At 63.7% G+C, this 26,070-nt stretch carries 23 protein-coding genes; 3 read left to right on the plus strand and 20 right to left on the minus strand.

Annotation, left to right across the window (positions count from 1 at the left end):
• Window positions 1-18 precede the first annotated feature (18 nt).
• The gene (locus tag ACF8EF_RS22960; RefSeq protein ID WP_392462139.1) at window positions 19-255 is read right to left on the minus strand and encodes a hypothetical protein; all 237 of its coding nucleotides are present in this window, start codon (window positions 253-255) and stop codon (window positions 19-21) included.
• 751 nt (window positions 256-1,006) lie between these two features.
• Here ACF8EF_RS22960 and ACF8EF_RS22965 point away from each other — a divergent pair.
• Window positions 1,007-1,804: an RHS repeat-associated core domain-containing protein gene (locus tag ACF8EF_RS22965; protein ID WP_392462123.1), complete on the plus strand. Its 798-nt coding sequence runs from the start codon at window positions 1,007-1,009 to the stop codon at window positions 1,802-1,804.
• Window positions 1,805-1,985: 181 nt separating this feature from the next.
• Here the strand turns inward: ACF8EF_RS22965 and ACF8EF_RS22970 are convergent, their stop codons facing one another.
• The 19 genes from ACF8EF_RS22970 to mnxG form a co-directional block, all read right to left on the minus strand.
• Window positions 1,986-2,834 carry a CsgG/HfaB family protein gene (locus ACF8EF_RS22970; protein WP_176683370.1) on the minus strand — a complete coding sequence of 283 codons (849 nt, stop codon included), beginning with the start codon at window positions 2,832-2,834 and terminating at the stop codon, window positions 1,986-1,988.
• A 34-nt stretch (window positions 2,835-2,868) separates the two neighbouring features.
• Window positions 2,869-3,282 carry a curli assembly protein CsgF gene (locus tag ACF8EF_RS22975; RefSeq protein WP_003247970.1) on the minus strand — a complete coding sequence of 138 codons (414 nt, stop codon included), beginning with the start codon at window positions 3,280-3,282 and terminating at the stop codon, window positions 2,869-2,871.
• Window positions 3,279-3,680 carry a curli production assembly/transport protein CsgE gene (gene csgE / locus ACF8EF_RS22980; protein WP_209965542.1) on the minus strand — a complete coding sequence of 134 codons (402 nt, stop codon included), beginning with the start codon at window positions 3,678-3,680 and terminating at the stop codon, window positions 3,279-3,281. The genes ACF8EF_RS22975 and csgE overlap by 4 nt, the downstream gene beginning before the upstream one ends.
• On the minus strand, window positions 3,677-4,204 hold the full coding sequence (locus ACF8EF_RS22985) for a type II secretion system protein (protein WP_176683368.1): 528 nt from the start codon (window positions 4,202-4,204) through the stop codon (window positions 3,677-3,679). The genes csgE and ACF8EF_RS22985 overlap by 4 nt, the downstream gene beginning before the upstream one ends.
• The gene (locus ACF8EF_RS22990) at window positions 4,179-4,553 is read right to left on the minus strand and encodes a type II secretion system protein (RefSeq protein ID WP_003247965.1); all 375 of its coding nucleotides are present in this window, start codon (window positions 4,551-4,553) and stop codon (window positions 4,179-4,181) included. The genes ACF8EF_RS22985 and ACF8EF_RS22990 overlap by 26 nt, the downstream gene beginning before the upstream one ends.
• 5 nt (window positions 4,554-4,558) lie before the next feature.
• Window positions 4,559-5,038 (minus strand): type II secretion system protein, encoded by a 480-nt coding sequence (locus tag ACF8EF_RS22995; RefSeq protein WP_176683367.1) that lies wholly within the window; start codon window positions 5,036-5,038, stop codon window positions 4,559-4,561.
• Window positions 5,035-6,900 (minus strand): secretin N-terminal domain-containing protein, encoded by a 1,866-nt coding sequence (locus ACF8EF_RS23000; RefSeq protein WP_176683366.1) that lies wholly within the window; start codon window positions 6,898-6,900, stop codon window positions 5,035-5,037. Before ACF8EF_RS23000 ends, ACF8EF_RS22995 begins: the two co-directional genes overlap by 4 nt.
• Window positions 6,897-7,403 (minus strand): hypothetical protein, encoded by a 507-nt coding sequence (locus ACF8EF_RS23005; RefSeq protein ID WP_176683365.1) that lies wholly within the window; start codon window positions 7,401-7,403, stop codon window positions 6,897-6,899. The genes ACF8EF_RS23000 and ACF8EF_RS23005 overlap by 4 nt, the downstream gene beginning before the upstream one ends.
• On the minus strand, window positions 7,403-7,966 hold the full coding sequence (pilO, locus tag ACF8EF_RS23010) for a type 4a pilus biogenesis protein PilO (RefSeq protein ID WP_176683364.1): 564 nt from the start codon (window positions 7,964-7,966) through the stop codon (window positions 7,403-7,405). The genes ACF8EF_RS23005 and pilO overlap by 1 nt, the downstream gene beginning before the upstream one ends.
• The gene (locus tag ACF8EF_RS23015; protein WP_176683363.1) at window positions 7,953-8,495 is read right to left on the minus strand and encodes a pilus assembly protein; all 543 of its coding nucleotides are present in this window, start codon (window positions 8,493-8,495) and stop codon (window positions 7,953-7,955) included. The genes pilO and ACF8EF_RS23015 overlap by 14 nt, the downstream gene beginning before the upstream one ends.
• 1 nt (window position 8,496) lies before the next feature.
• Window positions 8,497-9,276, minus strand: coding sequence for a hypothetical protein (locus tag ACF8EF_RS23020; RefSeq protein ID WP_176683362.1), 780 nt, complete (start codon window positions 9,274-9,276; stop codon window positions 8,497-8,499).
• On the minus strand, window positions 9,260-10,933 hold the full coding sequence (locus ACF8EF_RS23025) for a GspE/PulE family protein (protein WP_176683361.1): 1,674 nt from the start codon (window positions 10,931-10,933) through the stop codon (window positions 9,260-9,262). The genes ACF8EF_RS23020 and ACF8EF_RS23025 overlap by 17 nt, the downstream gene beginning before the upstream one ends.
• Before the next feature lie 183 nt (window positions 10,934-11,116).
• Window positions 11,117-11,650 (minus strand): response regulator, encoded by a 534-nt coding sequence (locus tag ACF8EF_RS23030; protein ID WP_176683360.1) that lies wholly within the window; start codon window positions 11,648-11,650, stop codon window positions 11,117-11,119.
• Between the two features lie 249 nt (window positions 11,651-11,899).
• Window positions 11,900-12,541 (minus strand): SurA N-terminal domain-containing protein, encoded by a 642-nt coding sequence (locus tag ACF8EF_RS23035; RefSeq protein ID WP_176683359.1) that lies wholly within the window; start codon window positions 12,539-12,541, stop codon window positions 11,900-11,902.
• Between the two features lie 12 nt (window positions 12,542-12,553).
• Window positions 12,554-14,044: an ABC transporter substrate-binding protein gene (locus ACF8EF_RS23040; RefSeq protein WP_256122339.1), complete on the minus strand. Its 1,491-nt coding sequence runs from the start codon at window positions 14,042-14,044 to the stop codon at window positions 12,554-12,556.
• 194 nt (window positions 14,045-14,238) lie between these two features.
• Window positions 14,239-14,904, minus strand: coding sequence for an SCO family protein (locus tag ACF8EF_RS23045; protein ID WP_176683357.1), 666 nt, complete (start codon window positions 14,902-14,904; stop codon window positions 14,239-14,241).
• Entirely contained in the window at window positions 14,901-15,557 is a 657-nt protein-coding gene (locus tag ACF8EF_RS23050; RefSeq protein ID WP_176683356.1) for an SCO family protein, read from the minus strand. The genes ACF8EF_RS23045 and ACF8EF_RS23050 overlap by 4 nt, the downstream gene beginning before the upstream one ends.
• Entirely contained in the window at window positions 15,554-17,530 is a 1,977-nt protein-coding gene (locus ACF8EF_RS23055) for a cytochrome D1 domain-containing protein (RefSeq protein ID WP_176683355.1), read from the minus strand. The genes ACF8EF_RS23050 and ACF8EF_RS23055 overlap by 4 nt, the downstream gene beginning before the upstream one ends.
• 18 nt (window positions 17,531-17,548) lie before the next feature.
• Complete coding sequence (gene mnxG / locus ACF8EF_RS23060) at window positions 17,549-23,392, minus strand: manganese-oxidizing multicopper oxidase MnxG (RefSeq protein WP_176683354.1); 5,844 nt, start codon at window positions 23,390-23,392, stop codon at window positions 17,549-17,551.
• 328 nt (window positions 23,393-23,720) lie between these two features.
• Here mnxG and ACF8EF_RS23065 point away from each other — a divergent pair, with 328 nt between their 5' ends.
• Entirely contained in the window at window positions 23,721-24,794 is a 1,074-nt protein-coding gene (locus tag ACF8EF_RS23065; protein ID WP_176683353.1) for an enoyl-CoA hydratase/isomerase family protein, read from the plus strand.
• A 16-nt stretch (window positions 24,795-24,810) separates the two neighbouring features.
• Entirely contained in the window at window positions 24,811-25,962 is a 1,152-nt protein-coding gene (locus ACF8EF_RS23070) for an acyl-CoA dehydrogenase family protein (RefSeq protein WP_176683352.1), read from the plus strand.
• Window positions 25,963-26,070: the final 108 nt, after the last annotated feature.

Here is a 26,070-nt window from a genome sequence, read left to right on the forward strand (position 1 = left end):
ACCAATACCCAAGCCCCGTCAGGCACTCGACGCCGCCTTCCGCCCAGCCAGCTGCTGCCTCTCAACCCCATCCAGCAACGCCTCCACCACCGCCTTGGCCGAATCCAACCCATGGTCATTGCTCAACAGCAGATCACGGCAGGTGCCCTTGGCCAGTTCCAGCGCCTTGAGGTTGGTCGCAAACGCCCCTTTCAGCAGCGTGGACAGGTGCACCAGCGCATCTTCGTAATCCACGCCGAAACGAACGGCGAACAACGGTGGATGGCTGCATTCGCAGGTGGAGAAACTGGAGGCCGCCGTGGTGGCGCGTACAGGAGGATCAGGTAAGCCTTTTGTCATTGTGTCGCTCCTTGATTCACTGGAGTCGCCACACAACGTGACCAAACGAATGGGTGGCGACTGTACGCGGGTTGGTCAACCGGGAATCAAGGAAACCGGCGCGCACGGAGGCGCCCCACGCACAGCCGCCATAAAACGAAACAGCCGGGCACAAAAAAGCGCCAACTGTATCGCAGAGCGGGCGCTTGTGCGCCTTGATGATTGCGGGTGACCAAACCCGACTGCTGGATTGACAGCAGCGGGCAAAGACTACCGAGGTCAGGGAAGGGTTTCAAGCTGAGGGCATGCGCAGTAACACTTCTGTTGCCTGATCGCACTCCTGGCCGGCTGCTGCGGCCGATGTGGGAGCCTTGTGTCGCGATAGGGCTGCGATGGCGCACTCCTTTCAAGGTGATCGGTGAGGCCTGGACGAAAACGCCGGAGCGATTCCCTATCAATCCGCACCATCTCATTCGGGGACCGTCCCCCCTCGCGGGGCATACTTACCAGATCCTCTTTGAGCGCCGGAGGCGATATTAGGTAACACTGTGAGAGCCACTGGCATGGATTAACCCGGGGGGCCACACACCCCAACAGTATATGTCAACTGTTAAAAACAACGATTGCGGCCCGTTATTCACTAATCTATATATACCTACAATATTAAATAAACCAGGGGCAATGATCGATGCTACGCTATACCCCCTATGGTTGGCACATGGCGGCTAACCACTCAACCCTCGCATTCAACGATCAGCCGCTCGACAAAATATCCGATGGATATTTACTTGGGAATGGTCGGCGCGGATACAAGCCGTGCTTGATGCGCTTTTGTTCGCCGGACAATTTAAGTCCATTTCAATCAGGCGGCATCAACAGCTACGCCTACTGCCAAGGAGACCCGATCAACTTTGTTGATCCAAGTGGCCATTCCAGCGTTCTGCCACTACAAATTCTGGCCGCGCAAAAATTACCGCCTTCGTCAAGGCTAGGAAATTTAAGAGCATCCAACCTGCGGTCATCCCAATTAATGTATGATGATTACATAAAAATATTAAACAAAAAAAAGCCAAACCTCTACACCATGGAGAGTCTCGAAATATTCAAGGGACCACACACAGAAGTCATGATCAAAGCGTCGGCACGTGATGCTTACTTTTCGGTTAGAAGCAAAGATTTCAGCCGTCTGGTAATAAAGAAGCACCGAGACCGCTTAATATTAGCAGGTATCGACGAAGTTACACTAGAGCAACGAGACCAAGCTAGAGATGCGATATATCTTGGCAAGCCCCCGACAGACCCTGAAATCATACCACTATACCGTGGATTGCTTGAGATCGGTAACCTATATGCCCCCCCTACAGTGGGTTCCACTACTCTACTCAGCAGGCCAAGTGCGCTTCACGGGCGCAACTATCAGGAGCAGGTAAAAATACTAAGAAACAGAACGCACTCATCCCATTTCAACTTCTCACTAACTCAATGAAAGCCGATCGCCTAGCCGGTAGCTTGTACTATTGCCTGCATCGAACAAGCTAAAGTCTCGAAATGCTTTAGGGAAACTCCAATCAAGTTGCCCGAAACCTGAAATTCGCAATGTTTTCAAGCAAATTCAGCACAGGTCAGGCGGCCTGTGCTGAATTGATCAGAGCTTCCCTAACAGTCAATCACGGCTGCAGATTCTGGCTCAAGAACTTGTCCACCGTGGCCTTGCCATCAGCTGGATCCCCCGCCACCTGCCACAGCCGCCGCTCGATCCCCTGCGCCAGCAAGTGCCCCACCGCCGCTTCGATCGCCGACAGCACGCACAGCTGCGCCGGTTCATTGGTGGTATACCCCACCTCGGCTTCCAGCAGCTTCTTGAACTCGATGAACTTGAACACCCCGGCACTGCGCCCTACCGAATAGATGGTCTTGCTGGTCATCACGTTGGCCAGCACCTGCCCGGTGCGCACGTCCACGGCGCGCAAGTTGACGGTGACCTGGTCCACCCGGTACTCGCGGGAGATGTCGATCCCCAGGTAGCGGGCACCTTCACCACCGCTGCGCACGTTGGTGTCGTAGGCGATGATGCCGCCTTCGAGCATCAGGTTGGCGGCCTGCAACGGTGGCAGCTCGCCCATGATGTTTTCCGCCACATCCGGCTTTTTCTGCGATGCACGGATGATCTTGCGCTCGGTCAGCAGGTTCTGCAGCCCTTCACGCTCCAGCACCACGAACCAGCCGCTGGCACTCAGGGCATCCATCAACATGCTGGCCGCGCCCTGGGTGACGCTGGTGGAGAACGAGCTGGCCGGGTTGGGCTTGTACTGCCCGGTCTGGTCGCGGAAGCCGTACACCACGGCCATCAGCCGGCCTTTGGGGCGTGGCATGTTGATCAGGTCGTAGTAGGTCGAGGCCCTTGGGGTCAGGGTCGGGGTTTCCGAGTCCTGTTCAGCGGGCATCGGTTCGCGCAGGCCACAACCTTGCAGGCCCAGGGCGGTGAGGATCAGCAGCGTGCTCAGCAGACGTTTCATGGTGTTCTCTCCCCAACATAAAAGCCCTTCCCTCTCAGGGGTTCAGGCCGCTGACCTCAATGATCGAAATTTCTCCTGTGGCACGATCGGTGACCTTGATGCTCAAGGCCCCGGAATCGTCGATGACGTCAATGAGAAACGCATCGGTCGCCATGCTGCCGGTGTTGCCGTTGCTGATGTTGTCCAGCAACTGCGACAACATCCGCGACTCCAGCTGGTTGCTGAAGCGCTCAAGGGCTGTGGTGCCGGTAAAGGCCGAGGCACGGTCCTTGAGGTCCGGGTCGTCGTAGTCGTTCTGCGCCTGGGCGTTGTTCAACAGCCAAGTGCCGTTCAACGGGTTACCGCCAAAGGCCGGGTTGACCGGGGTGTACACCAGCTCGGTGGCCTGGGCAGCACAGGCGCTGGCCAGCAGGCAGGCGGCAATGCAACGTGGAATGCGGTGGTTCATAGCTCGTCCCTCTCCAAGTCGGTGGTGTCCTGTAGCAGGCGCTGCAGCTTGCGTTGAATGATCTGCTGCTTGACCAGGTCGGCGGCGGCGACGGCCTCGTCTTTGAGCTCGGTGGTGTTCGGTGGCAGGAACCGGCGATACACCACTTCACGCTCGAACTCCACCGTCACCAGGCTGCCCCAGCGGGCATCGGGGCGTTCGCGTACCACCAGGTTGAAGTCCAGACGGCTGGTGGCGCGCAGGCGGTCGGCGAAGTAGTAGTAAAACTCGTGGCCGATGTGCGAGATGGTGTTATCGACGATAAAGCCCTGCATCTCGTCTTCGGCACCCGCCTTGGCACAGGTGGCCACCCCTGCCATCAGCAGCAGGCTCAGGCACAGCGCAGCCAGGCGCTTCATGGCGTGTCTCCCGGGCCTGCATTCGTCTGCACACCGCGTGCACTTTCGGTAAAGGCCTGCTCGGCGACGAACTGCCAGTCGCTGTAGTGTTCCAGCCCCTCGAAACCGCTCCATTCGGCGCTGAAGCCACTGCGCTTGAAAGGGGTGGCGTCCGAGCGGCTGTAGACGCCAGTGATACGGCCGTCGATCGAGCGCAGCAGGCCCCACTCGTCGCTGTTGCTGATCGGGTCAGGGTAAAGCCTGCGGATGTGCCGTTTGGCCTGCGGGAAGCGGTTGTCCTGCAGCAAGTCGGCCAGATCCTGGGGGTACTGGGCCAGCCCTGGCGAGGCGCGGTAGTAGCTGCGCAAGGCCTGGGCATACTGGCCGCCGACCCACAGCAACTGACGTTCGCGGTCGCGCTGGGCGGCGCTCGCCCAGATCGTGCCGGTGGCGGCCAGGGCCACGCTGCTGACCGCAATCAGCAGCAGCACACCGAGGTAGGTGAAGCCGTCATTGGCCTTACCATTCAGCGAAGAGGCTGCCATCACGCGCCCTCCCTGTGGCACCGCTCTTGATATCGGCCACACCGCCCGCCACGCCCTCGGGCGGTGGCACCAACTGCCAGGCATCGCTGCGCTCGGTGATCGGGTCGACCGGCGTGTTGCGCAGGTAACGTTGTTCCACCAGTTGTTCCAGTGAATCGGGGTAGTGGCCGGTATCACCGTAGTAGTGGTCCAGCGCCTCGCGCAGCACTGCCAGGCTTTGACGCAGGGTGGCCTCGCGCGAGCTTTCCAGGCTGTTGAAGTAGCGCGGCATGGCGATGGTCATCAGCGTGGCGATGATCGCCATCACCACCAGCAGTTCGATCAGGGTGAAGCCTTTGCTGCGTTTCATGGCTGTCACCATTGGCCGTAAGGGATGTTGTTCAGGCCTTTGCCGCGGGCCCTGGAATACACGTCGAACACGTCTTCGCCTTCGCGCGGGTTGTCTGGGCTGCTGTCGTAGGCGCGCAGGCCCCAGCCGCCTTCGTCTTCATCCTTTGCCGCCACCAGCGGGTCGTGCGGGATGCGCCGCAGGAAGTAGAACTTGGCGCCCTTGGCACTGCGCACATCACGCACGCCCTCTACCAGCACCTGCAGGTTCGGCGGATAGCCGCTGGCATCCAGGCGTTTCTCGATGTAGCCGGCGTCAAAGGCACGCTTGTAGGCATCGATGGCGTCGCGAATCTGGTACAGCGCCTCGCGCAGTTGCTGCTCCTTGCCGCGGCGTACCACGGTTTCGGTCAGCGGCGCGGCCATGCTGGCGAGCAGCCCGAGCAGTGCCAGGGTCAGCACCACCTCGATCAGGCTGAAGCCGTGCATGCGGCGCCGGGTGTTCATGGCCGTGGGCTCACGTTGGTCGGGACGACCGCCATCTGGCTGTCCACGACCGGTGCATCAGTGGCCGGCGCGTTACCGGGCATGTCCATCGGCGGCAGTGGCGCCATCTGGCGCACCTGCATGGCCGACTCGGTGCCCGTGGAGAACTCCATGTCCGACGGGCTCTGGTACGGCAGGTTGCGCACGATGCGCGGGGTGATCGCCAGCACCAGCTCACTCTTGCTCATGTCGTCCTTGTTGCTGCCGAACAGCCGGCCCAGGCCCGGGATGTCGCCAAGGCCGGGGATCTTGTTGCCGCTGGCGTTGTGGTCGTTGCGCACCAGGCCGGCCAGCACCTGGGTTTCGCCATCATGCAGGCGCAGGCTGGTCTGCGCGTTGCGGGTGTCGACCTGAACCGGAATGGTGCCCTGGCGCGTGGCTTCCAGCGGCGTGGCATTACTCACCTCAAGCGCCACCTTGATCGCCACTTCGTTGTTCAGGTGCACGGTGGGCTGCACTTCAAGCTTCAGACCGACGTCCAGATAGGTGACGCTCTCGGTAATGACCGGGCCTTGGGTTGACGGCACCGAGGTGGCGCTGATGATCGGTACCCGCTGGCCGATGTGGATGCGCGCCTGTTCGCGGTTGCTGACGCGGATCACCGGGCTGGCCAGGGTGTTGATGTCTTTGTCCTGGGCGTTGATCTTGGCCTGCGGCGACGGCGAAATGCTGATGCGGCCGGAGTCGATGCCCCTCAGTTGGTCAAGCACACTGACCGGTTTGCCGTCGTTGCTCAGCACGCCGAAGGTGTTGGGCCATTGCAGGCCGAGGTCAAGGATGCGCGAGGTGGCGACTTCCATCACTTCCACCTCCAGCACCACCTCGGGATTGGACTGGTCCTGCGATTGCAGCAGCTTCTCGGCCATGCGCACGGCGTCCGGGGTGTCACGCATGGTCAGGGTGTTGAGGCGCTCGTCAACGAACACGTCGCGGGTCTTGAGCATGGTCTTGACCATGTTCAGCGCGGTGTTGGCATCGATGCTGGTCAGGTAGAAGGTGCGCATGACCAGTTCCTGGTAGTCCTTGGTCTTCTGCGGCGAGTCGGGGTAGACCATCACGGTGTTGTCGTTGACGATCTTCTGGCGCAGCTGGTTTTGTTCCAGCAGCAGCGCTATCGCGTCCTCGATGCGCACCTCGCGCACGAAGATGGTGGCCTTCATGTCCGGGCGCAGGTCCTTGTCGAAGATGAAGTTGATGCCCGCCACCTGCGACAGCACTTCGAAGATGGTCTTCAGGTTGGCATCGCGAAACTCCAGGGTGACCGGCCGCTCGAGCTTGCTGCGCAATTGCGGGTACGGCTGCGCAGTGCGTGCCTGCACGTTTTCGATGTCGCTGCGCAGGGTCATGCCCTTCTGGTTCTGCGGGTCCAGACGCAAGACTTCGCGCATGTAGCGTTCGGCACCGAACAGGTCGCCCTGGCGCAGTGCCGCCTGGCCAAGCGCGACGCGTTCGTCCAGGGTGCGGATCAGCTCCAGTTGGCGAATGCCTTCCTGGGCACGGCGGTTGTTCGGCTCCAGGGTGAGCACCCGGCCATAGCCCATGCGGGCGTTGGCGAAGTCGTGGCGGACACGGTCGCTGTCGGCCTGGGTAATCAGGGCCTCGACAGCCGCCTGGCGGCTGTGGGCCAGGGCGATGTTCAGCTCTGTGTCACGCGGGTCGTCGCGCAACGCCTCTTCCAGGCGGGCGATGCCGGCTTCGTACTGGCCCTCCTTCATCAATTGATCGCTGTCCTTGCGTACCGCGCTGGAGCCGCAACCGGCAATGGCCACGCACAGCGCAACGAGCAGAAACGGAGCAGGCTTGCACAGCTTTGACGACTTCATGGTGCGCTCCCGACAGACAAGGTCTGCGACTGGTGCAAAGGCAGGTAGACCAGGTTCAGCTCGCTGGCCGATACCCGATCGAGGCGATAGGTGTCTTCGATCACGTCGCCTTGGCGCACGACGTAGAGTTTTTCGCCGCTCTGCAGGAAGACCTGCAGGTCGTCGCGGTCACCCATGCGGCCGATGAATTCAAATGGCAAGGCTGGGGCGGTCGGAGCGGGTGCCAGTACTGGCGCGGCGACCACGGGCTGTTCGATGACCGTGGCCAGGGCTTTGGGTTGGGTCCATTGCTGGGTTGGGAACAGGTCGCGGGAGGCCTGCTCCGGCCCTTTCGCGGGCAAGCCCGCCCCTACGATGGGCGCAGCGCTTTCTGTTGCAGGAGCGGGTTTACCCGCGAAGGCCGCGACGCCATCGTCCTGGCCAAACCAATGGTCCGGCGCCCAGGCCAGTGCCGCGCTAACGCCGAGGAAGCCGGCCCAGATGACTGCACGTTGTGTGTTCATCACGACCTCGACAGGTAAAGGGTCATGCGCAGGCGGGCATTGAGCTCGCTGTCGCCGATGCGTTTGCGTTGCAGCTCAAGGTCTTCCAGCACCAGGGTCGGCAGTTGCTTGAGCAGGCCTTTGATAAAGCCGCGAATCTGCGGGTAGCTGCCGCGCACAGGCAGCACGATCTGGTAGCGGGCCAGCTCGGTCTTGGGGTCGATGCCCAACGCGTATTCACCACGGGCCAGGCTGATGCGCTCGGCGCTGGCCAGGCGGTACAGACGCTCGATCAGTTCGCTGGCCTGGGGCTGCCCGGGCAGTTGCTGTCGCAGGCTGTCGAGGGCCTGCTGCTCGGGCTGGGTCGCAATCTTCAGCTCACCCCGCTTGACACGCCCTACCTGTACGCTGGCCTGCGCTTCGGTGGCGCGTAGTTCGCGTACGCTTTGCCATTGCGGCAGCACACCGGCACACCCCACGCCAATGGCGAGCAGGCCTACGGCTACGGCAGCCAGGCCTACCGGGCCGACAATGCGCAGGCGCTCCTGGAGGATCAGGCTGCTGAACGATTCAAGGGCGCGCATGGCCGGTCTCCCAGGTGGCGGTGAGGGTGAAGCGCACCGGGTGCTCGGGCCGCGCAGCGAGCACCTCGTGGTTGAGCAGCGACACGTCGCTGAGCTCGTCGCTGGCTTCCAGACGCTGGTGGTACTGCAGCATCGCCTCGAGGTTGCGCGCCTCGGCAGTGATGCGCACCTGGCCCTTGCGTGCATCCGGCGTCAGACCGAGCAGCGCGACGTCGTCCTGCGGCATGGCTTCAAGCATGGCGAACAGCTGCTGCCAGGGGCGTTGCAGTTGCTGCGACACACTGCGCATTTGTGCCAGGCGCTCAGCCTGCTCCCGGCTGGCGGCGCTGTTCCTGGGTTCGGTGCTGGCCGGGCGGCGGCCCAGTTGCAGTTCCAGGCTATGGACGCTGGCTTCCAGCGCCACTTGCTCGGTCTGCAAGCGTTGCTGCAGCAGCACCAGGCCGGCGACCATGGCGCTGGCAAGGACGAGCAGCGACCAAACCAGCGGGCCGCTGCGTCGTGGCTGAAATTCCAGGTCGAGGCGGCGCATGTCAGGCCACCGCCCGCCACATGGCGCACAGCGGGTCGGCTTCGCCGGCCGGCTGGCACAGTTGCACGGCCGCCAGTTGCGGCACGTCGCAGCGGCCCGGGGCATGCAGGTACACCCGTGGCAGGTGCTCGCCGTACAGCTCACAGGTACGCTCGATCAGTGCTTGCAAGGCCTGGTCGCTGTCAGCGCAGCCTTGTGCCAGCACTTGCTGCCAGGCACCGCCGGCGGCCAGCAGCAATACACTGCGGCGCGGCTCGGCCAGCACGAACAGGAAGTCACCCTGCTCCAGCTGTGACCAGCAGCGGTTGTAGGCAGCCATCAGGTATGGTTGCACCGAGCGCAGGCTCAGGCGGCTTTCCTGGCCCAGTGCCTGCAGCCGCCGCAGCAAGGCTTCGGGCAGCGCCGTGGCGATGCGGGCGGCACCGGCAGGCTCCGGTGACAGCACGATGCGCCAGTCGTCCAACGGCTGCCCGTAAAGGTTTTCGAAGCAAGCGCGGGCATAGGCGTCCAGCTCGCGAGGGTGGCCGATGGCGTCACTCCAGGGCACCAGGCAGAAACGGCTGTAGCGGGCGGACAGCAGCACCCGCAACTGGGCACCCCGCACCGCATGCTCGGCCAGCAGCGCGGCCAACCCGTCGACGGCAGCATCCCAGGCCGGTTGGGTGGCGTCGCTGCTGAACGCGCGGCTGCCCAGCCATTGGTGGTGGTTCTTGTGCCAGCGACCCAGGCCGACACCCTCGGCGCCCAATACGGCGCAGTAACGGTCAGATGAATGTGACACGGTTGATCTCCTCAAGGGTGGTGCGGCCATCGCGGACCAGGTCCAGGGCCGAGGCCCGCAGCAGGCGCAGGCCGCGCTGACAGGCAAGCGTCTTGATCTGCGCCAGCGGGCGGCGCTCCACGATCATTTGTCGCAGGTCATCATCCAGGTGCAGCAGTTCGGCAATCGCACTGCGGCCGCGGTAACCACTGCCACGGCAATGGCCGCAGCCCTTGACGCGGACGAACGTCCAGCCGGCCACCCCCTCGCGGGTCAGGCCTGAGCCATACAGGGTGTCGTCATCGTGTTCACAGGGCGTGGCGCAGTGCGGGCAGGCCAGGCGAATCAGGCGCTGGGCCAGCACCGCGTTGAGCGCGGAAACGAAGCTGTAGGGGTCGACCTGCATCTGGCTGAAGCGGCCAATCACGTCGAACACGTTGTTGGCGTGGATGGTGGTGAACACCAGGTGGCCAGTGAGCGCAGATTGCACGGCAATCTGGGCGGTGTCAGGGTCACGGATTTCGCCGACCAGGATCTTGTCCGGGTCGTGACGCAGGATCGAGCGCAGGCCGCGGGCGAAGGTCAGGCCCTTCTTCTCGTTGACCGGGATCTGCAGGACGCCGGGCAGTTGATACTCGACCGGGTCCTCGATGGTGATGATCTTGTCCATGCCATGGTTGATCTCGCTGATCATGGCGTACAGGGTGGTGGTCTTGCCGCTGCCTGTAGGGCCGGTGACCAGGATCATGCCGTAGGGTTCTGCCGCCAACCGACGCAGGGCGCGCAAGGTCTCGTCGGCAAAGCCCAAGGCTTGCAGTTGCACGCCGCTGACCCGGTCGGACAAGTCCTGCTTGTCGAGCACCCGCAGCACCGCATCTTCACCGAAGATGCTAGGCATGATCGACACCCGGAAGTCGATTTGCCGGTCGCCCACGGCCACCTTGAAGCGGCCGTCCTGGGGCACGCGTTTTTCGCCGATGTCCAGCTCGGCCATGACCTTGATACGTGAGATCACCTGGTCGGCGAAGGCGCTGCCACTGGCCTTGCCTGCACCGTTGAGCACGCCGTCGATGCGGTACTTGATGGTCAGGCCCTGGCCGGTCATGCCCAGGTGGATGTCGCTGGCGTGCAGCTTGAGGGCGTCGTACAGGGTGGAGTTGACCAGCTTGACCACGCGGCTCTGATCTTCGCTGATACTGGCCAGCGACAGGCGTTGCAGCGGGTCGCTTTCGCTGCTGGCTTCAGCGTCGTGGTCAAGGGCATCGACAGCGTGGAAGCTTTCTTCATGACGGGCCAGGAAGGTGGCCAGGTCGGCGGCGTGGGCCAGGTAAAGCGGCGCGCCTTGCAGTACGTCGTCGATCCAGGCCAGGCGAGCGGGATCGAAGGGGTCGGCGAACACGCCCAGCAACTGGCCGCCCTCTTCGATCAGCACACATTCGCGCTTGAGGCACTGGGCCAAGGCCACCTTGTCGAAGCGTGGGGTGCTGGCCAGCAGGCTGTGGCTGTCGAGTACCGGATAATGCAGGGTCAGGCCCAGGCGCCGGGTGAAGGTGTCGGGGGTGTCGCAGGCCAGGCGTTCCAGGCAGTCGAGCAGGCGCTCGTCAGTGGCTTGCAAACGGGCCTGGGCCAGCAGTTCGCGGGGGTAGGCGGAAATTTTTGCTGGGTTCTTCGCGGGCATGCCCGCTCCCACAGGTACATCACAGGTCTGTGGGCTGCATACATCCTGTGGGAGCGGGCATGCCCGCGAAAACATCGGTGCAGGCTTTGCAGATTCCGGGGTTGCATCGAATGCTTCTGGCATGGCCTGCGACTCCGCTCAGGGGCGCGTCGCAGGCTGGCTCGGCCAGGGGTGCGGGCGCCGCTATTCCCCTGTGAGCAGTTGATCGTCGTCGGGCTCCGGTGGCTTGGCGCCATTACGGCGGCGGTCGGCCAGCACCCAGCTTCCATCGTACAACTGCAGGGGGAACGATTCGTTCCTGTTCTGGCGTCGTTCGACGAACCCTTCGGCCGGGTTGTCCGTGGCCCTGCGCCGGCGCTCGATGCCCAGCAGGTCGAAGATCGCACGCGCCAGTTCCACCAGTGGGAACGGCTTGAACAGGACGTGACTCACACCGAGTTCGGCGGCCCGCTCACGCACCTCGACGGTGGGGTGGGCGGTGATCAGCACGAAGTGGCATTGCCTGTTCTTGCGTACAGCCTCCAGCACCTGAAAACCTTCCATGTCGGGCAGGCGGTAATCCAGCACAACTACTTGCGGTGCCAGGCTTTCAGCCTGTTCGATACCACTGGCACCGTCGTGGGCAACATGAACTTCCAGGCCTTGCGCCTGCAGATACGCTTGCAGGTTCTGCGCAAGAGTCTGTTCGTCATCGACTACCAATACTCTGTTCACCAAGGTCGACTCCCAAATACTGCCCGGTTCCCCGGTCTGCGAAGTACGCCCTTGTAAAGACTTGAGCAGGCTTCGTGCCAGGCGTGAATAGTCATGTTGCACCACTGTAAGCCACTGATTTTACTAGGGTGCCGGCCAGTAACCGACATACGCTGAGCAGGCGCACCCCACCCGTTCCCCACAAGCGGGGAAAATGATGGCAAATTGCCAAACCTTAATTCCCCAGCATTGGGGCAAGCGCCATCAACGGGCTCAGTCGGCGATTTCCACTTTAGCGGACTCGCGCAAACGTTGGCGCACGGATTGGCGCGCCTGCGCCTCCCGCTGACCGATGAGCGTTGCCCTGGCCAAGGCCAGGCCTTGCTCGCGTATGACCGATGGATTATCACTTTGGTTCTGCGCTCCTTGCAGCCTCTCCTGATTGGCATCATAAAATGCCTCCACTTCGCCCTGGCTCGGCGCGTCGACTGCGCTGAGCAGGGCGTACACTTGCTGTGCCGCCATCTCATGCCGGGTGTATTCAGTGTACTGCGCCCTGTCGAAGCCCGCCTCTGCCAGCCGCCTTTCGAATAGCGCCGGGCTGCCAAATGCCGCTTCGATCTCGCCAACCTGCGCCGACACTTGTTCATCGCTGACAGCAATGCCTTGGCGTTGCGCTTCCTGCCACAACAGCTCCTTGTCGATCAGCTCGTCCAACGCCTGGTCACGCAGGCGTTTATACAGGCCTGGGTTGCGGATGCTGGTCACCGCCCGCCCCTGGGCGTCCAGGTACTCGCTGAAGTAGCGTTCCAGGCGCATCAACCCGATCTCGACACCATTGACCCGCGCCGCCGGCACATCGGCCCAGCTCGCCCTGGTCAGCACCAGCAACAGGCACAACCACAGGATACGCATGACAACCTCCGCTCAAGGGCTGACCGGCACTGGCCGGTAGGGGCTGACCGAAGTAAAGCGCGGCCCGGGCAGGGCCACCGCCACCACATGGGCACCTGCCATGCCCTGGCGGCGACCAGGGCCAAAGCCCAGTGCCGGGGTCAGGCCGGTGGGCACATCGTGCAGGCCTTCGAGCGCAGCGATCAGTTGCTCGCGGCTGGCATCACGACCAATCTGCTTCAGCGCTTCGCTCAGCAGGCGCAACGCGCACAGCGTATTGACCTGCAACGACGCCTGGCGCGGGTCCAGGCCCTGGCGCTGCTGAAGCCCGGCGAGCGCAGCCAGGCCTTGCTCGGTCCAGTCCTCAGGCACGTAGGGGTAGGCCAGAAACAGCCGCTGCGACCACTGCGCCGGCAATCGCGCCACAGCGCCGGCTACCTGACTGGAGGCGGCGAACAGGTAGGGCTCGCGGCCGGCCTCCTGCAACGCCGCCGCCAACTCGGCAAAGGCCTGGGCGCGGCCAAGAAAGACGATGCCCTGCCCGTCCACGGCCTGGCCGTCGAAAGCCAGGATAGCGGGTGGCGCCCAGCCCTGCTGTCGTAAGCGCTCGCGTACCTGCTCGGCCAAGGCTGCGTGTTCGTTACCGGCAAACACTACACGTAACTCATCCGGTGCCAGGCCCAGCGCTCCACGGGCATGCTCCGCCAGGCTCAGCAACTGCTCGGGCAAGCCGGGTAGCGGGTCGAAGATCTGTTCGCTGCCGCCGCTGCGTGGGGTGCTGCCGACCATCGGCACGTTCTGTGGCGCCAACAAGGTCGTCAGGCGCAGGTCCAGCATGGGCGCCAATGGCGCGATCAGGGCGAACACCCGCTTTTGCTCGAGCAACTGTTGCAGGGCGCGTTCGGCATTGACCGGGTCGGAACCTGGGTCTAGTACGACCAGTTCCAGGCGCCGCCCGTGAATGCCGCCTTGCTGATTGAGTTGATCCACGCCGTCTTCCAGCACGGCACGCACTACCTGCCCGGCTTCGGCCAGCGGACCGCTCGCGGGCAGCAGGGTGCCAAGGCGCAGCACGCCCTCCTCCACACCAGGGTCGCGTTCTTGGGCCAGGCGTTTGAGATAGGCGGTGAGGTTGCGCTGGTCGGCCAAGGTCAGTTCGAAGCGTGGCATGGCCGGGTCCAGGCGATTGCCAGCCGGGTCAATACCCTGCTGGATGGCCCGCGCCAGGCTGCTGTCGGTATAGGCCGGGTAGCGACGGCCGTTGGCCTCGCGCAGGCCCTGGCCGAGTGCCAGGCGTTGCCAGTCGAGGCCGGGGGGGCGCACACCGCCTTCGGCACGGCCACGGCCATCGTTGCCGTGGCAACTGGCGCAGGGCAGCACGCTGGCGGGGACTGTGATGTCGCTGGCGCCCACCCGGGCTTGCAATTGAGCATCGCTACTGGAAACGCCCTCGCGGTAAAGGCGTTTGCCGGCTTGTTCGTGGTCGGTTAGGTTCAGGGCCAAGGCTGAGGTCGAAGATGCCATGCCAAGCGCGCATGTGAGCCAAATCGCAAGCCCTGTGGGAGCGGCCTTGCGTCGCGAAAGGGCTGCGCAGCAGCCCCGGCAGTGGCAGCTCAAGCGCAGAAAGAGGGGAGCGCTGCGCGCTCCTTTCGCGACGCAAGGCCGCTCCCACAACAGCTGATGCCACAGACGCCAATTCCCCAGGCGGCCCATGATACTCACCGACCTGCCAGTGGCTGAGTCAGCAGCTGCATGCGCTGGGCAATCGCCGCTGGCGGTGCATCCGGGCGAATCTTGCTCCAGCGTTTACCTGCAACATCACCGGCAATCAGCTGCGTCGAATGCTGCTCGGGACTCGGCAGGAACTGCCCTATACGGCCAAGCACCAAGTCGACGTTGGCCTTGTCGCCGGTCAGGAACAACCAGTTCGGCCCCTCCACCCCCTGCTTGGCGGCGAACGCCTTCAGCACCTCGGGGGTGTCGTTCAGCGGGTCACTGCTGATCGACACGAAGGTCACCTGGCCGGCCAGCGCTGGCCCCATGGCCTCACGCACCTCGCGCAGCTTGCGGGTAATCAGCGGGCAGGCATCGGTGCAGTGGGTGAAGATCACGTTGAGCATCACCACCTTGTCCTTGAGCACGTCACTGTAAAAGCGCAGCTCGCGGCCATTCTGGTCCTTCAACACGGTGTCGGTGAACCACGTCTTGGCGTCGCGGGTACCGCCACCACTGGCCATCGCCTGCGGTGCCGGCTGCGGCTCCGGGGGTTGCGGCGCATGGCCTTCGTGGGCGAACGCCACCGACGTGAGGATCCACAGGCAGCTACCCAGCACCAGCCAGTCGAAAGCACGCATGCCAGCGCGGTGGGCGGTTGCAGTGCTCATGGTTGCACCTCGTGATGGTCGGCGATGGCGGTGCTCTTGGCATGTACCCGGCGCGCACTGAGGCGGTTGATCTCTTCGATCAAGACAGCCGGGTCGGTGAAGCCGTAGTAACGCGTCCAGTGCCCGCTACGCCCGTCACCCACCAGTATCAGCGGTGGGTGCTGGCTAAGGTCGGCGTTGAAGCTGCCCAGCCCCTTCAGGGTTTCGGTGATGGCGTACGGGGTACCAGTCAACCAGCTCCAGCCCGGCCCCTTCTGGAATGCCTTGGCATAATGTTGCAGGCGCTTGGCGTCGTCACGCTGGGGGTCGACACTGATCGACACCATGCGGACCTCCTCGCCTACCCGGCCACCCAGTTGCTGCTGGACCTTGCCCATGATCGACGACACCACCGGGCATACCGTGGTGCAACTGGTGTAAATGAAGCCCATGACCACCAGATGGTCATCCACCAGGTCTTTCTCCAGGCGTACCGGCATGCCGTCCTGGTTCAGCAGCGAAACATCGGCAAAGCGCACGCTGGTCTTTTCCTGATGCGCCGCCGGCGGTTGTCCGGCGTGACCGTCATGGTCGTGACCGGCGTGGGCCATTACCAGGTTGCTGGCAAATGCCAGACTCAGGGCCAACAGTGTGCAAGCATGCTTGGCGTTCATCGCACATTCCTCACGTCAGTCTGGGAAGCATTGGTTGCAGCAGCCGGCAGAACGCGCAGGCTGGTGTAGTTTTCTTCGGCAAACTTGCGCCCCAACGAGGGCGACTGCACATGCAGGTACCAGGCACCGGCCTCAGGCAAGTTCAGCGCCGCCTGGTAGACCCCCTCGCCCACCTCTTGCAGCTGCAGGTTGCGCGGCATCGACGATGGCGCCAGGAAGTAGCGCAGGCTCAGGTCGTTCAGGCCCAGGCGCGGCTGCCCGTCGTCACCGACAATCCGCACTCGCGCAGTGAAGTCGCTGTGCTGCGGCAGCGGCTGGTCGAGGCCGATGAACTCGGCACGCGCGCCTTTGGGTTTGCTGGCATTGGCCCCTGCGGCCACCTCGGTGCTGAAGCAATGAATGATTTGCGGCTGGTTGAGCAGGAAGGCAACGTCGAACTTGCCGGCAGCGGGCAGCTTCACCGTCGAGCCATACACCCCAGGTGCCACTTCGCGCAGGCTGCGGTCAACGACGAGGGCGGCGCGGGCCTGGTGGCCGCGGTTGTTGTAGCCGGACATCGGCGCATTCATGCCTTCGGTGTAGAAGTAGGTGTTGTTGTCCACCGGGTTGACCACGAACACCGAATTGTCATCACGCGATACCGACAGCCCTTGGGCCAGTGGCAGGTCACCGGCCTGGCGCGGCGCTGCCGGGCCGGCCTCGAAGCTTTGCACGATTGGCGAGCGCCCCTCTCCCAGGCTGGCCAGATTGATCATGCTCACTCTCGGTGAGGCCAGGCCCCGCACATAGGCATAGCCTTTGGTGAACGTCAGCTGGTACGGTTCGGCCGCCACCGGAACGTGGTGGATCAGTTTGTCGGTACTGGCGTCTATGACCAGGGCCTGGTTCTCCAACGTATTGAGCACGATGCCGTAGCGGCCATCCTGACTGAAGCGCATCGGCCCCAGGCCTTGCTCGGCCTGGACCGTGTGGCGCAACTGGTGGCTGCGGGCATCGAACACCCTTACGCTGCCCTCCTCGCCATCGACCACGTACACGGCCTGGGACAGCGCCGAATAGCTGACCGACAGCGGGTGCGGGCCCACCTTGATGGTCTTGGCCAGGCGCATTTCCGGGATGCCGATGACGCTCAGGGTGCCGTTGTCGCGATTGCTGACGTAGGCGTAGCGCGAGTCGGCGCTGAAGGCGATTTCGTGGTGCCCGGTTCCGGTGTTGAAGTGTTTCAGGACGCTGCGCCCCGGCACGTCGATCACTGTTACCCCGCCTTTGGCCGGGTCGCTGCTGTTGTTGCCGACCCACAGCCGAAGCTGGTCCGGCTGCAGGGCCACGCGCAGCGGCTGGTCACCGGCATCCAGGTCGGCCACGCGGGTGAAGGTCTCGGTATCGATCACCGAAACCTTGCCCCGCTCTGGTATCGACACGAAAACCTGCTTGTCATCGCTGATGGCCGCCCAGTCCATGGGCCGGCCTGGCAGCTCGATGCGGGCCATGGTGCTGGTCACGCCGCCCACCGACACCGTCGGGTCGATCACGGTGAGGCTGGCGTCATTGTTCAACATCAGCAAGAAGTAGCTGTTCAGGTCGAGCAGCGGCCGGGCCCCAATGCTGCTCTTGAGAAACAGCGCCACACGCGCCTTGCAGCTCTGCTCGCGGTCCCCCGCCGGGGCCGACTGCACCGGGTCGATCCAGGCTCCCGGGGCCATGCCCGACAGCGGTTGACCACTGGTCTGGTCGCTGAGCTTGAAGCGGATGTTGGCGAAATCGCCCTCCTTCAGTTCCCCTCCGGCCAATGGCCGGGCCTCGAACTCCACGGTTACGCCGTCCCGGCTGAGCCGGTGCAAGGCCTGCGGATTGGCCCGCTCCTGCAACAGCTCGCGCGGGTCGCACCATAGTTTTTCGTACGCCACGCCCAGGCCGATCAGCGCTACCCCCAACACTACCCCCAGGTAAGCAGGGCGAGTCTTTTTGTTCATGCTCGCGTTCCCCTTCCGTCACTGCGCCGGGGCCGTTGCCGGCGGCGCTTCGTTGGTCACCCGCAAGATCCCCCACAGCCCCGAAAGGTTGCCGTAGGCGGCGTAGTCGCGGAACAGGTAGTCACCCGCCACCGCGTTGGCACCGCCGGCACTCGGCAGCATGAAGCTGAAGTGCGCTGCTGGCAGTACGCTTTCCTGCGCGCCGATGTACATGGCCATCGGGTTGTAGCCAAAGCGCACCGAACCGATACCGGGCATGCTCATCGGGTAACCGTCCGCATCGCTCTTCTCGGCCTGGTAGTTGTGCAGTGGCCATACGTGCCCGTCCAGTTGGTAGACCATGCCGCGGCTGCCACCACTGGGCATCACGATATGGTTGCGCACCGGTTGCCCAGGCTTGGCGTACAGCACCGGGGTTTGCGGGTCGCCACCGACCAGGGCGTTGGCGTAGGCCATGTGGGCGTTGGGTACATCACCAAAGCCCAGGCCATTGGCGCGGCCGAATGGCGAGTCGGGCGCCATGCCGAAGCGCAGCCACAACGGTTCGGTCTTGTAGTTGACCGCCATGTTGCCGTTGTCTTGCGGGTCACCGGCAGCGCCGTTGCCTTCGACATTGATACCTTCTACCGGACGACCGTCGGCCCAGCGCATGTTCAGTGCGCGCTGCCACACTGTGACGAAGTCGCGGTAGTCCGGCTGGCCACTGACCTTCACCGTGGCCTGGGTACGGGTCGCAGTATCCTCGGTCCAGGTGGCGGTTTGCGGCAGGATGCTCATGGCACCCACCAGACCTTTCTGCGGCTGTTTGATGAAGTCTGACGGGGTCAGGTTGAGGCCACCGAACTCGATAGGCGTGGTCTTGATGTTGTCCACTGTGCGGCCCAATTGCGACACCGGTTTGCCTTCACGCTCCAGGTGGCCGGCGTAGTACTGATACTCCTTGGTCGGGTAAGCGCCGCTGGTGCCGGCACGCGGTGGCACGGTCTGCACCGGGTTCAGGCCAACGTTGGCACCGTCGGACTTGGTGATGTCGTAGGCCAGCAGTTGCGCATGCAGGCCCACATGGCTGGACGGCCGCATCAGGTTGTTGGCAAAGGCGGTGGAGCCTTCGCTGTCGAAGCGGTCACGTTTGACCACGTTGTGCATCACTGCAGTGCTCGACAGGTCTGGCATCACCAGTGGCAAGCGGTTCTCCAGGGTGATGCTGATGCAGTCGCCGGCATTGGCGCGCAGTACCAGGGGCTCTACCGGGACACCCGGCTTGAGCTTACCGGTGGTGGCATCGAGGTCAGCCTTGCGCACGTACAGGATCGCGGTCGGGTCATGCAGCGGCGCACTGTGGCCACCGATGGTGAAGGTCGCCCCATCTTCAGGGTCTACCCCACTGACCAGCGGGATGGCGGTTTTGCGGCTGTTGAACACCAGGGTGCCACCGTCGGCCTTGAGCGCGCCGCCGACATGCTGGCCGATGCCCGCCGGGTCATTGATGCTGACGCCGTTACGGTTTTCGAGGATGTCGTTGGCCAGCGCAGCGACGATCTCGTAGTTGCGCTTGACCGTAGTGCGGGTGCCAATGCCGTTGGGGTTGGCCGTGGTTTTCGGGCAGATGCCGTTAAAGTTCACGGTGTTGCGCATGGCCACCGGCTGCGGGTTGTTGGGCAGCGGGAACAGGTCGGCACGCTGCGCGGTGTAGTTGCGCATGATGCCCCAGATACCGTTCCAGTAGCCTTCCAGGGCGGCGTCCAGCGAGTACAGGTAGTCGCCGTTGGTGGCTGCCGAACTGGAGATCATCGACACCGGCGCCATGAAGCCCAGCTGCTCGGAGATGCCGATCATTTGCGACGACTTCCAGCCCGAGTTGGAGCTGCTACCGAAGCCAGAACCGTTCTGCAGCCATTTCACGCCGTGCAGGGTGACGTTGTGCTCCTCTTCGTGGCCTCCGGCGTGCATGCGCAGGCGCACGTTGTCACCGGAGTAGGTACGCAGCAACGGGGTGAACGGGTCGCCCGGCTCGGCGCCAGCCGTGTTGATATGTGGCGGGAACAGCGTGGTGCCGCCGGTGGGGCCGACCGCTGAGGTGATCGCCGATGGCGACAGGTTCATCGCCGGGATAGCGCGGTCGGTACGGGTTTGCAGGGCATAGCTGAGGTCGCCGGCCAGGCCGTCGGCCTGCATGCCACGCTTGCCGTCCGGGCCAACCTTGTTCGGGTCATACACGCGCAGGGCCAGGGGCTCGTTACGGTAGTTGACGACGAACATCCCCGGGTCATCCACCGAGATCGCCTGCGGGCATGGCCGGCTTGGGCAGCCAGGGTTGATCCCACCACGTTCCTCGACGATGGCCTCAAGCAGGCTCGACGCCTTGCCACGCACGGGCGGGTTGATGGCGTAGCGGAAGCTGTCGGCGGTGGCCGGGTACGACTGGGCATTGGGAATGCCGTCCGGCCCGGCACCAACGTACACGCCGGCTTCATAGGCATGCTGGAAGTCGCTGTACTCCAGGAAGAACTCGCGGTAGCTGTCGTTCTTGCCGTCGCCATCGTGGTCGCCGGTCTGGATCACCGCCTGCCACGAGGTCGGGCCGCCGTCCTGGCGCGTGGCCGGGTTGTACAGCTGCTCGCCGGTTTCGGCGTGGTACCAGGTGGAGCCGGCCGGTTCGGCCAGCACGGTGGCATACAGGCCCACTTGCTGGTGGGTCGATGGGCCAAGGTGGTCATGGGTGAAGATGGTGCCCAGGCCACGGTCGACGTTATGCACGTTCACCAGCGGGTCGGCGAACCAGCGCTGCATGGCTGTACGTGCGCCCAGCCAGTCGGCGCGGCCAAAGCGGCCGAAGTACGGGTGCTGCCTGGCTTTCGGGCAGGCAGCGGTGCCATCGCGGCTATCCCCTTCGGTGCAACCGTTGTAAGTGCGAATGGCATGCACACGCTCGACCACGCTACCGGGCGAAAGAATGCCGTCTTCGTAGTTCCAGCCGTTGGCCGAGCCGTCGGCGGCGGTCAGGTCCCATTTGGGCAGGTGGATGTGCTGGCCGATCACGTCGGTCGGGGTGCGCACCTGGTAATCGTCCATCTCATAGATGTTCGGGATCAGGTTGGTGTGCTGGTACATCGCGCAGTCGAAGGTGTTCATGCGCATCACCAGCGGCTCTGGCGGGCGCTGCTTGGTAATGACCGGCCAGGCGTCCTCCCACAGGGCGATGATGCGTGCCTGCGGGAAGTGGTAGCCCACTTTGTTGTACACCGCGTCGAACTGGATATTGGCCCCTTTGTAGATGCGTGGGCGGTCGGCAGTGAAGGCCGAGGCGCCACGGAAGTTCACACCCGTCAGGCTCTCTCCACTGTTGAACTCACCGACCCCGGAGGACTGCGTCAGGCGTTTTCCACGGTCATCCATGCAGGGCTCGTAGTACGGCGCACCCGCAGTCGGCAAGGCGCCGTTGGTGCGGAACGCCTTGGCCACTGGCTGGTTACCGGGGATCAGTGCATAGCTGGGGTGTTCACCCATGGCGTGGAACTGCATGGCTGCCTGCTCGACATCGGTGCCCTCTTCAGGCAGGTAGATGGGCTTGGCCTTGTGCACGACCTTGGTGAAGTCCAGTTTCGTGGTGGTGGTATCCGCTACACCACCGGCGGACACACCGTCCAGTGCATGGCGGCCAAGGCCGCCGTCCCAGCCATCGACCTGGTTCGCATCCAGGTTGGCCCACAGGGCTTTACCGCTGTCTTTCAGTTGCCGGGCCAGGGCCGGGTCGAGCATGTCCAGGGGCGGGGTTGGCGGGCGATTGCCGACGCTGCTTTCCATACCGCCGATCCAGAACGGGTAGCCTGGGTTTTTCAACGTGCCATCGGCGTTGCGGTTGGCCTCGGTGCGGTCGACCAGCGCCAGCGAGCCCACGGCCTTGCGCACGGGCGCCTCACTGGCGTAGTCGTCATCATCCTCGTCTTCGTGGTCATCATCGTTGGCGGCAACCAACGCCTCGGAGAGCTTGGGCACGACCACGACTTTGCCGGGCATGGGCGCCATTGCCTTGCCGGGCAACGGCACGATGGCCGGAATAGGTGTACCGGCAATGATCTCGCCATCGGGCAGGGCCCGGGCGCCAACGGCCGGCTTACCGCTGCGCAGGGCGAACGGGGTACTGTGGAAGCCATTCTCGCCCTGCCCGCTTACCTCCAGGCGCGTGCCTTCTTCGAACACGTCATGTACCCGCCACATGGCCCACATGCCCTGGGCGAAGTGCGGGTAGAAGTGACAGTGGTAAATGGCATCACCGGCAACACGGTTGCGGTTGCCCGATCCACCGTTGGCGATTTCGTAGGTGTAGCCGACGCCAGCGCCGATGCCTTGGGCATCGATGTAGTCGGAGTTGTCGTCATTGGGGTTGAACAGCCACTGGTGGCCGTGCAAGTGGAAGATGTGCTGCTCGTGCCCGTTGTGGGTGTTGCGGAACTTGGTGAAGTCACCGATATAGCTGTGGTGCACGTTGGCAGGCTCTGAGGGGTAAAGGGCCATGCTGGCCTTGACCCCGACGGCACTGGCCGGCGGCACTTCGCCCGGGCGGATGTGTTCCAGGCCGACGTTTGCCGGTACATCCACCAGGGTGCCGATATCGCCAACCGTGTGGGCGCTGAGGAAGAACTCTTCATAGGCGCACGACAGGCAATCGTGCATCGGGCCCACCCCCAAGCGGTTGGCCACCACTTCGGCGCCCATGCCACCAGAACCGTAATTGATCATGAACGAATCGCGCGTAGGCTCCAGCACATGGCCCATCACCGGGTCGGCCCAGTAGCCAGGGAAGGCTTGGGTACCGGCAACCTCGTCGGCGAACTGCGAGGCGAAATCACGGAACGCCTCCAGTCGGTTGGGCAGCGCCGGGTTGCGTTTGCCCGTGCTTTCCAGCGGGTAAGTAGAGCTGGGGAAGCTGCCGTCGGGGTTGGGCCCCATGACGATGGCATCGGTCTCGCTGCTGATGATCTCGTTGCCGTTGACCATGGCAATGATCGGCTTGCCGGCCTTGCCTTCGGCGATCCACGGCTCGACCTGCGGATAACGGGCTTCGTAGTCGATCACGGGCTGGCCGGTGGCGGTTCGACCGGTGGTGGCCAGGCGCATTTCTTCTTCAGTGAGGGTATTGCGGTAGGTACGGCCCAGTTTGGGCACCACTACCACCTGGCCGAACAGGCCATTGGAAACGTTGCCCGCCGTACCCTCGCCGCCGAATGTAGCGGCTTTGCTGGTGGCGGCAAAGGCGCCTTCGCGCTCGGCATACAAGGTGTAGCTGCGGGTGCTGCCGGGGCTGACGAAGAAGTTGCCGTTGCGCCCGGTATAGGCGGAAATATCGGCAATGCTGTTCACCGCCTGCATGCCGTTGACCTGGAAGCCGACCATGCGCTCGGCCACCTGCTCGTCGGCGACAAAGCCTTCGCCGCCTTCGTTTTCAACCTCCGGCCCCTCTTCCTCACCCTCGGGCTCTTCGGCCTCGATGCCGTGCTTGTTGGGGTTCGCCTTGTAATCCAGCAGGTTGGTCAGGTTGACCGTGAGGCAGTCACCGGCCGCCACGCGCAGCACGATAGGCCGCGGGCGCTTGTCCGGGCGCAGGGTGACCTTGCCCGGCACGGCGGCCCCGCCCATGCTCAGCGGGACGAGCTTGTCGTCCACCACATCCTCGCGCAGGGCAAACATCATGCCGTTGGCGTTCTGCGCGCCTAGGCGGTTGAACATCAGTGGCTGATCCAGTGCCACCACGTTGGCGACCAGGGTGCGCTGGCACTGCACAGCCGCCTCGCTGGTTGCTTCCCAGCCAAGCAAGGCCAGTACGAGTGATGACACGATGGGGCCTTTGAGCGGCGTCGACATGCTGCACCTCCGGGACACAGGATCTCTGTGGGGAGCTGGAGCAAGGTGTGTGCCAGAAGAAAAATTTCATATCCGTCAGCAACTTGCGATGTCAACCGAATCAGGTTGGGGAGGATCCCCCAGCGGGTTCCCCCGAATCGGGGGGCGAAATCCCGTGAGGGTAAAGGCTACGCCCCAGGCGCGCGCTGGCCTCGCACAAGGTAAAAACGCACGGTACCCTTGCACAATTGTCGATTGTACAAGGCAAATTCGCATGCCAGGATCCAGCGATCCTCCAGCGAACTCCAGACTTCACTTGGAAAATCAATAACAAAGCAGGGAGAACGCAATGACTGCGCACGCTCATACCCCGGCAGCAACCGACCACGTACTGGCCGAGGTCCGCAACCAGATCGGCCACCTGACCCTGAACCGCCCGGCCGGTCTCAATGCCCTGACCCTGGACATGGTGCGCAGCCTGCGTCAGCACCTGGATCAGTGGGCCGACAACCCGCACGTGCACGCCGTGGTCCTGCGCGGCGAAGGCCCCAAGGGGTTCTGTGCCGGTGGCGACATCCGCTCGTTGTACGACAGCTTCAAGGCCGGCGACACGCTGCATGAAACCTTTTTCGTCGAAGAGTACGCCCTCGACCTGGTCATCCACCGCTACCGCAAGCCAATACTGGTGGTGATGGACGGCTTCACCCTCGGTGGCGGCATGGGCCTGGCCCAGGGCTGCGACCTGCGCGTGGTCACCGAGCGCAGCCGGCTGGGCATGCCCGAGGTCGGCATCGGCTACTTCCCGGACGTAGGCGGTAGCTACTTCCTCTCGCGCATCCCCGGCGAGCTGGGCATCTACCTGGGTGTCAGCGGTGCCCAGATCCAGGCGGCCGACGCCTTGTATTGCGGCCTGGCCGACTGGTACCTGGCCAGCGACCAGCTCGCCGCCCTCGACCAGGGCCTCGACCAGCTCGACTTCAGCGACCACCCGCTGAAGGACCTGCAAAACCTGCTGGCCAGGCTCGGTACCCAGGTACTGGACGATGCGCCACTGGAAAAGTTGCGCCCGGTCATCGACCACTTCTTCGCCCTGCCCGACCTGCCAGCCATCGTCGAGCAACTGCGTGCGGTGAGCCTTGGCGACAGCCACGCCTGGGCGGTGGCCACCGCCGATCAGCTGGAAACACGCTCGCCTCTGGCCATGGCGGTTACGCTGGAGATGCTGCGCCGAGGGCGCGAGCTGGGCATTGACGACTGCTTTGCCATGGAACTGCACCTGGACCGCCAGTGGTTCCAGCACGGCGACATCATCGAAGGCGTGCGTGCCCTGATCATCGACAAGGACAAGCAGCCCCGCTGGAACCCGCCGACCCTGGCCGCGCTGCAAAGCCAGCGGGTCGAACAATTCTTCGAAGGCCTGTGAGCCCGGGAGTACACAGATGCAAGACCTCGAACTGAGCGAAGAACAGATCATGATCCGCGACATGGCCCGGGACTTTGCCCGTGGCGAAATCGCACCCCATGCCCAGGCCTGGGAAAAGGCCGGCTGGATCGATGATGGCGTGGTGCGCAAGATGGGCGAACTGGGCCTGTTGGGCATGGTGGTGCCAGAGGACTTCGGCGGCAGCTACACCGACTATGTCGCCTATGCCCTGGCCGTGGAAGAGATCGCCGCCGGCTGCGGCGCCACCGGGGCGATGATGAGCATCCACAACTCGGTAGGTTGCGGCCCGCTGCTGGCCTACGGCACCGCCGAACAGCAACAGCAGTGGCTGCCACGCCTGGCCAGCGGCGAGGTGATTGGCTGCTTCTGCCTGACCGAACCACAGGCTGGCTCCGAGGCGCACAACCTGCGCACCCGCGCCGAACTGGTGGATGGCCAGTGGGTCATCAACGGTGCCAAGCAGTTCGTCAGCAATGCCCGCCGTGCCGGCCTGGCGATCGTCTTCGCAGTGACCGACCCGGAGCTGGGCAAGAAAGGCCTGTCGGCGTTCCTGGTGCCCACCGACAACCCTGGGTTCAAGGTTGACCGCAGCGAACACAAGATGGGCATCCGCGCCTCCGACACCTGCGCGGTCACTTTCGACAACTGCCGCATTCCTGCCGCCAATATCCTCGGTGAGCGTGGCAAGGGCCTGGCCATTGCCCTGTCCAACCTCGAAGGCGGCCGTATCGGCATTGCCGCCCAGGCCTTGGGCATCGCCCGCGCTGCATTCGAAGCGGCGCTGGTCTACTCACGTGAGCGCATACAGTTTGGCAAGCCGATCAATGAACACCAGAGCATCGCCAACCTGCTGGCCGACATGCAGGTGCAGGTGAACGCCGCACGTTTGCTGATCCTGCATGCCGCCCGCCTGCGCAGCGCCGGCAAGCCGTGCCTGTCGGAAGCGTCACAGGCCAAGCTGTTCGCTTCGGAAATGGCCGAGCGGGTGTGCTCGATGGCAATCCAGGTGCATGGTGGGTATGGTTATCTGGAAGATTACCCGGTGGAGCGCTATTACCGGGATGCGCGGATTACCCAGATCTATGAAGGGTCGAGCGAGATCCAGCGGATGCTGATTGCGCGGGAATTGAAGCACTATCCGCTGTAACGCAAAGGCAGCGCGGTTTTTTGGGGGAGCGGGCGACGCGGTGGATGGCACCGGCTTTGCCGGTGTTCGCGGGCGCGCCCGCTCCCACCGGGATGTATCAGCGGCAAA

The sequence above is a fragment of the Pseudomonas sp. zjy_15 genome (assembly GCF_043101865.1).
GTDB lineage: Bacteria > Pseudomonadota > Gammaproteobacteria > Pseudomonadales > Pseudomonadaceae > Aquipseudomonas > Aquipseudomonas putida_Y.

Coding starts and splice junctions, on each gene's coding strand:
- ACF8EF_RS22965 (WP_392462123.1), top strand. CDS start 1,007: ATGCTACGCTATACCCCCTATGGTTGGCACATGGCGGCTAACCACTCA.
- ACF8EF_RS23045 (WP_176683357.1), bottom strand. CDS start 14,904: ATGAGCACTGCAACCGCCCACCGCGCTGGCATGCGTGCTTTCGACTGG.
- ACF8EF_RS23070 (WP_176683352.1), top strand. CDS start 24,811: ATGCAAGACCTCGAACTGAGCGAAGAACAGATCATGATCCGCGACATG.
- ACF8EF_RS23065 (WP_176683353.1), top strand. CDS start 23,721: ATGACTGCGCACGCTCATACCCCGGCAGCAACCGACCACGTACTGGCC.
- csgE (WP_209965542.1), bottom strand. CDS start 3,680: ATGAAGCGCCTGGCTGCGCTGTGCCTGAGCCTGCTGCTGATGGCAGGG.
- ACF8EF_RS23015 (WP_176683363.1), bottom strand. CDS start 8,495: ATGCGCCGCCTCGACCTGGAATTTCAGCCACGACGCAGCGGCCCGCTG.
- ACF8EF_RS23035 (WP_176683359.1), bottom strand. CDS start 12,541: ATGCGTATCCTGTGGTTGTGCCTGTTGCTGGTGCTGACCAGGGCGAGC.
- ACF8EF_RS23040 (WP_256122339.1), bottom strand. CDS start 14,044: ATGGCATCTTCGACCTCAGCCTTGGCCCTGAACCTAACCGACCACGAA.
- ACF8EF_RS22995 (WP_176683367.1), bottom strand. CDS start 5,038: ATGAACACCCGGCGCCGCATGCACGGCTTCAGCCTGATCGAGGTGGTG.
- mnxG (WP_176683354.1), bottom strand. CDS start 23,392: ATGTCGACGCCGCTCAAAGGCCCCATCGTGTCATCACTCGTACTGGCC.
- ACF8EF_RS23050 (WP_176683356.1), bottom strand. CDS start 15,557: ATGAACGCCAAGCATGCTTGCACACTGTTGGCCCTGAGTCTGGCATTT.
- ACF8EF_RS22975 (WP_003247970.1), bottom strand. CDS start 3,282: ATGAACCACCGCATTCCACGTTGCATTGCCGCCTGCCTGCTGGCCAGC.
- ACF8EF_RS22985 (WP_176683368.1), bottom strand. CDS start 4,204: ATGGCAGCCTCTTCGCTGAATGGTAAGGCCAATGACGGCTTCACCTAC.
- ACF8EF_RS23055 (WP_176683355.1), bottom strand. CDS start 17,530: ATGAACAAAAAGACTCGCCCTGCTTACCTGGGGGTAGTGTTGGGGGTA.
- ACF8EF_RS22970 (WP_176683370.1), bottom strand. CDS start 2,834: ATGAAACGTCTGCTGAGCACGCTGCTGATCCTCACCGCCCTGGGCCTG.
- pilO (WP_176683364.1), bottom strand. CDS start 7,966: ATGCGCGCCCTTGAATCGTTCAGCAGCCTGATCCTCCAGGAGCGCCTG.
- ACF8EF_RS23025 (WP_176683361.1), bottom strand. CDS start 10,933: ATGCCCGCGAAGAACCCAGCAAAAATTTCCGCCTACCCCCGCGAACTG.
- ACF8EF_RS23000 (WP_176683366.1), bottom strand. CDS start 6,900: ATGAAGTCGTCAAAGCTGTGCAAGCCTGCTCCGTTTCTGCTCGTTGCG.
- ACF8EF_RS22990 (WP_003247965.1), bottom strand. CDS start 4,553: ATGAAACGCAGCAAAGGCTTCACCCTGATCGAACTGCTGGTGGTGATG.
- ACF8EF_RS23005 (WP_176683365.1), bottom strand. CDS start 7,403: ATGAACACACAACGTGCAGTCATCTGGGCCGGCTTCCTCGGCGTTAGC.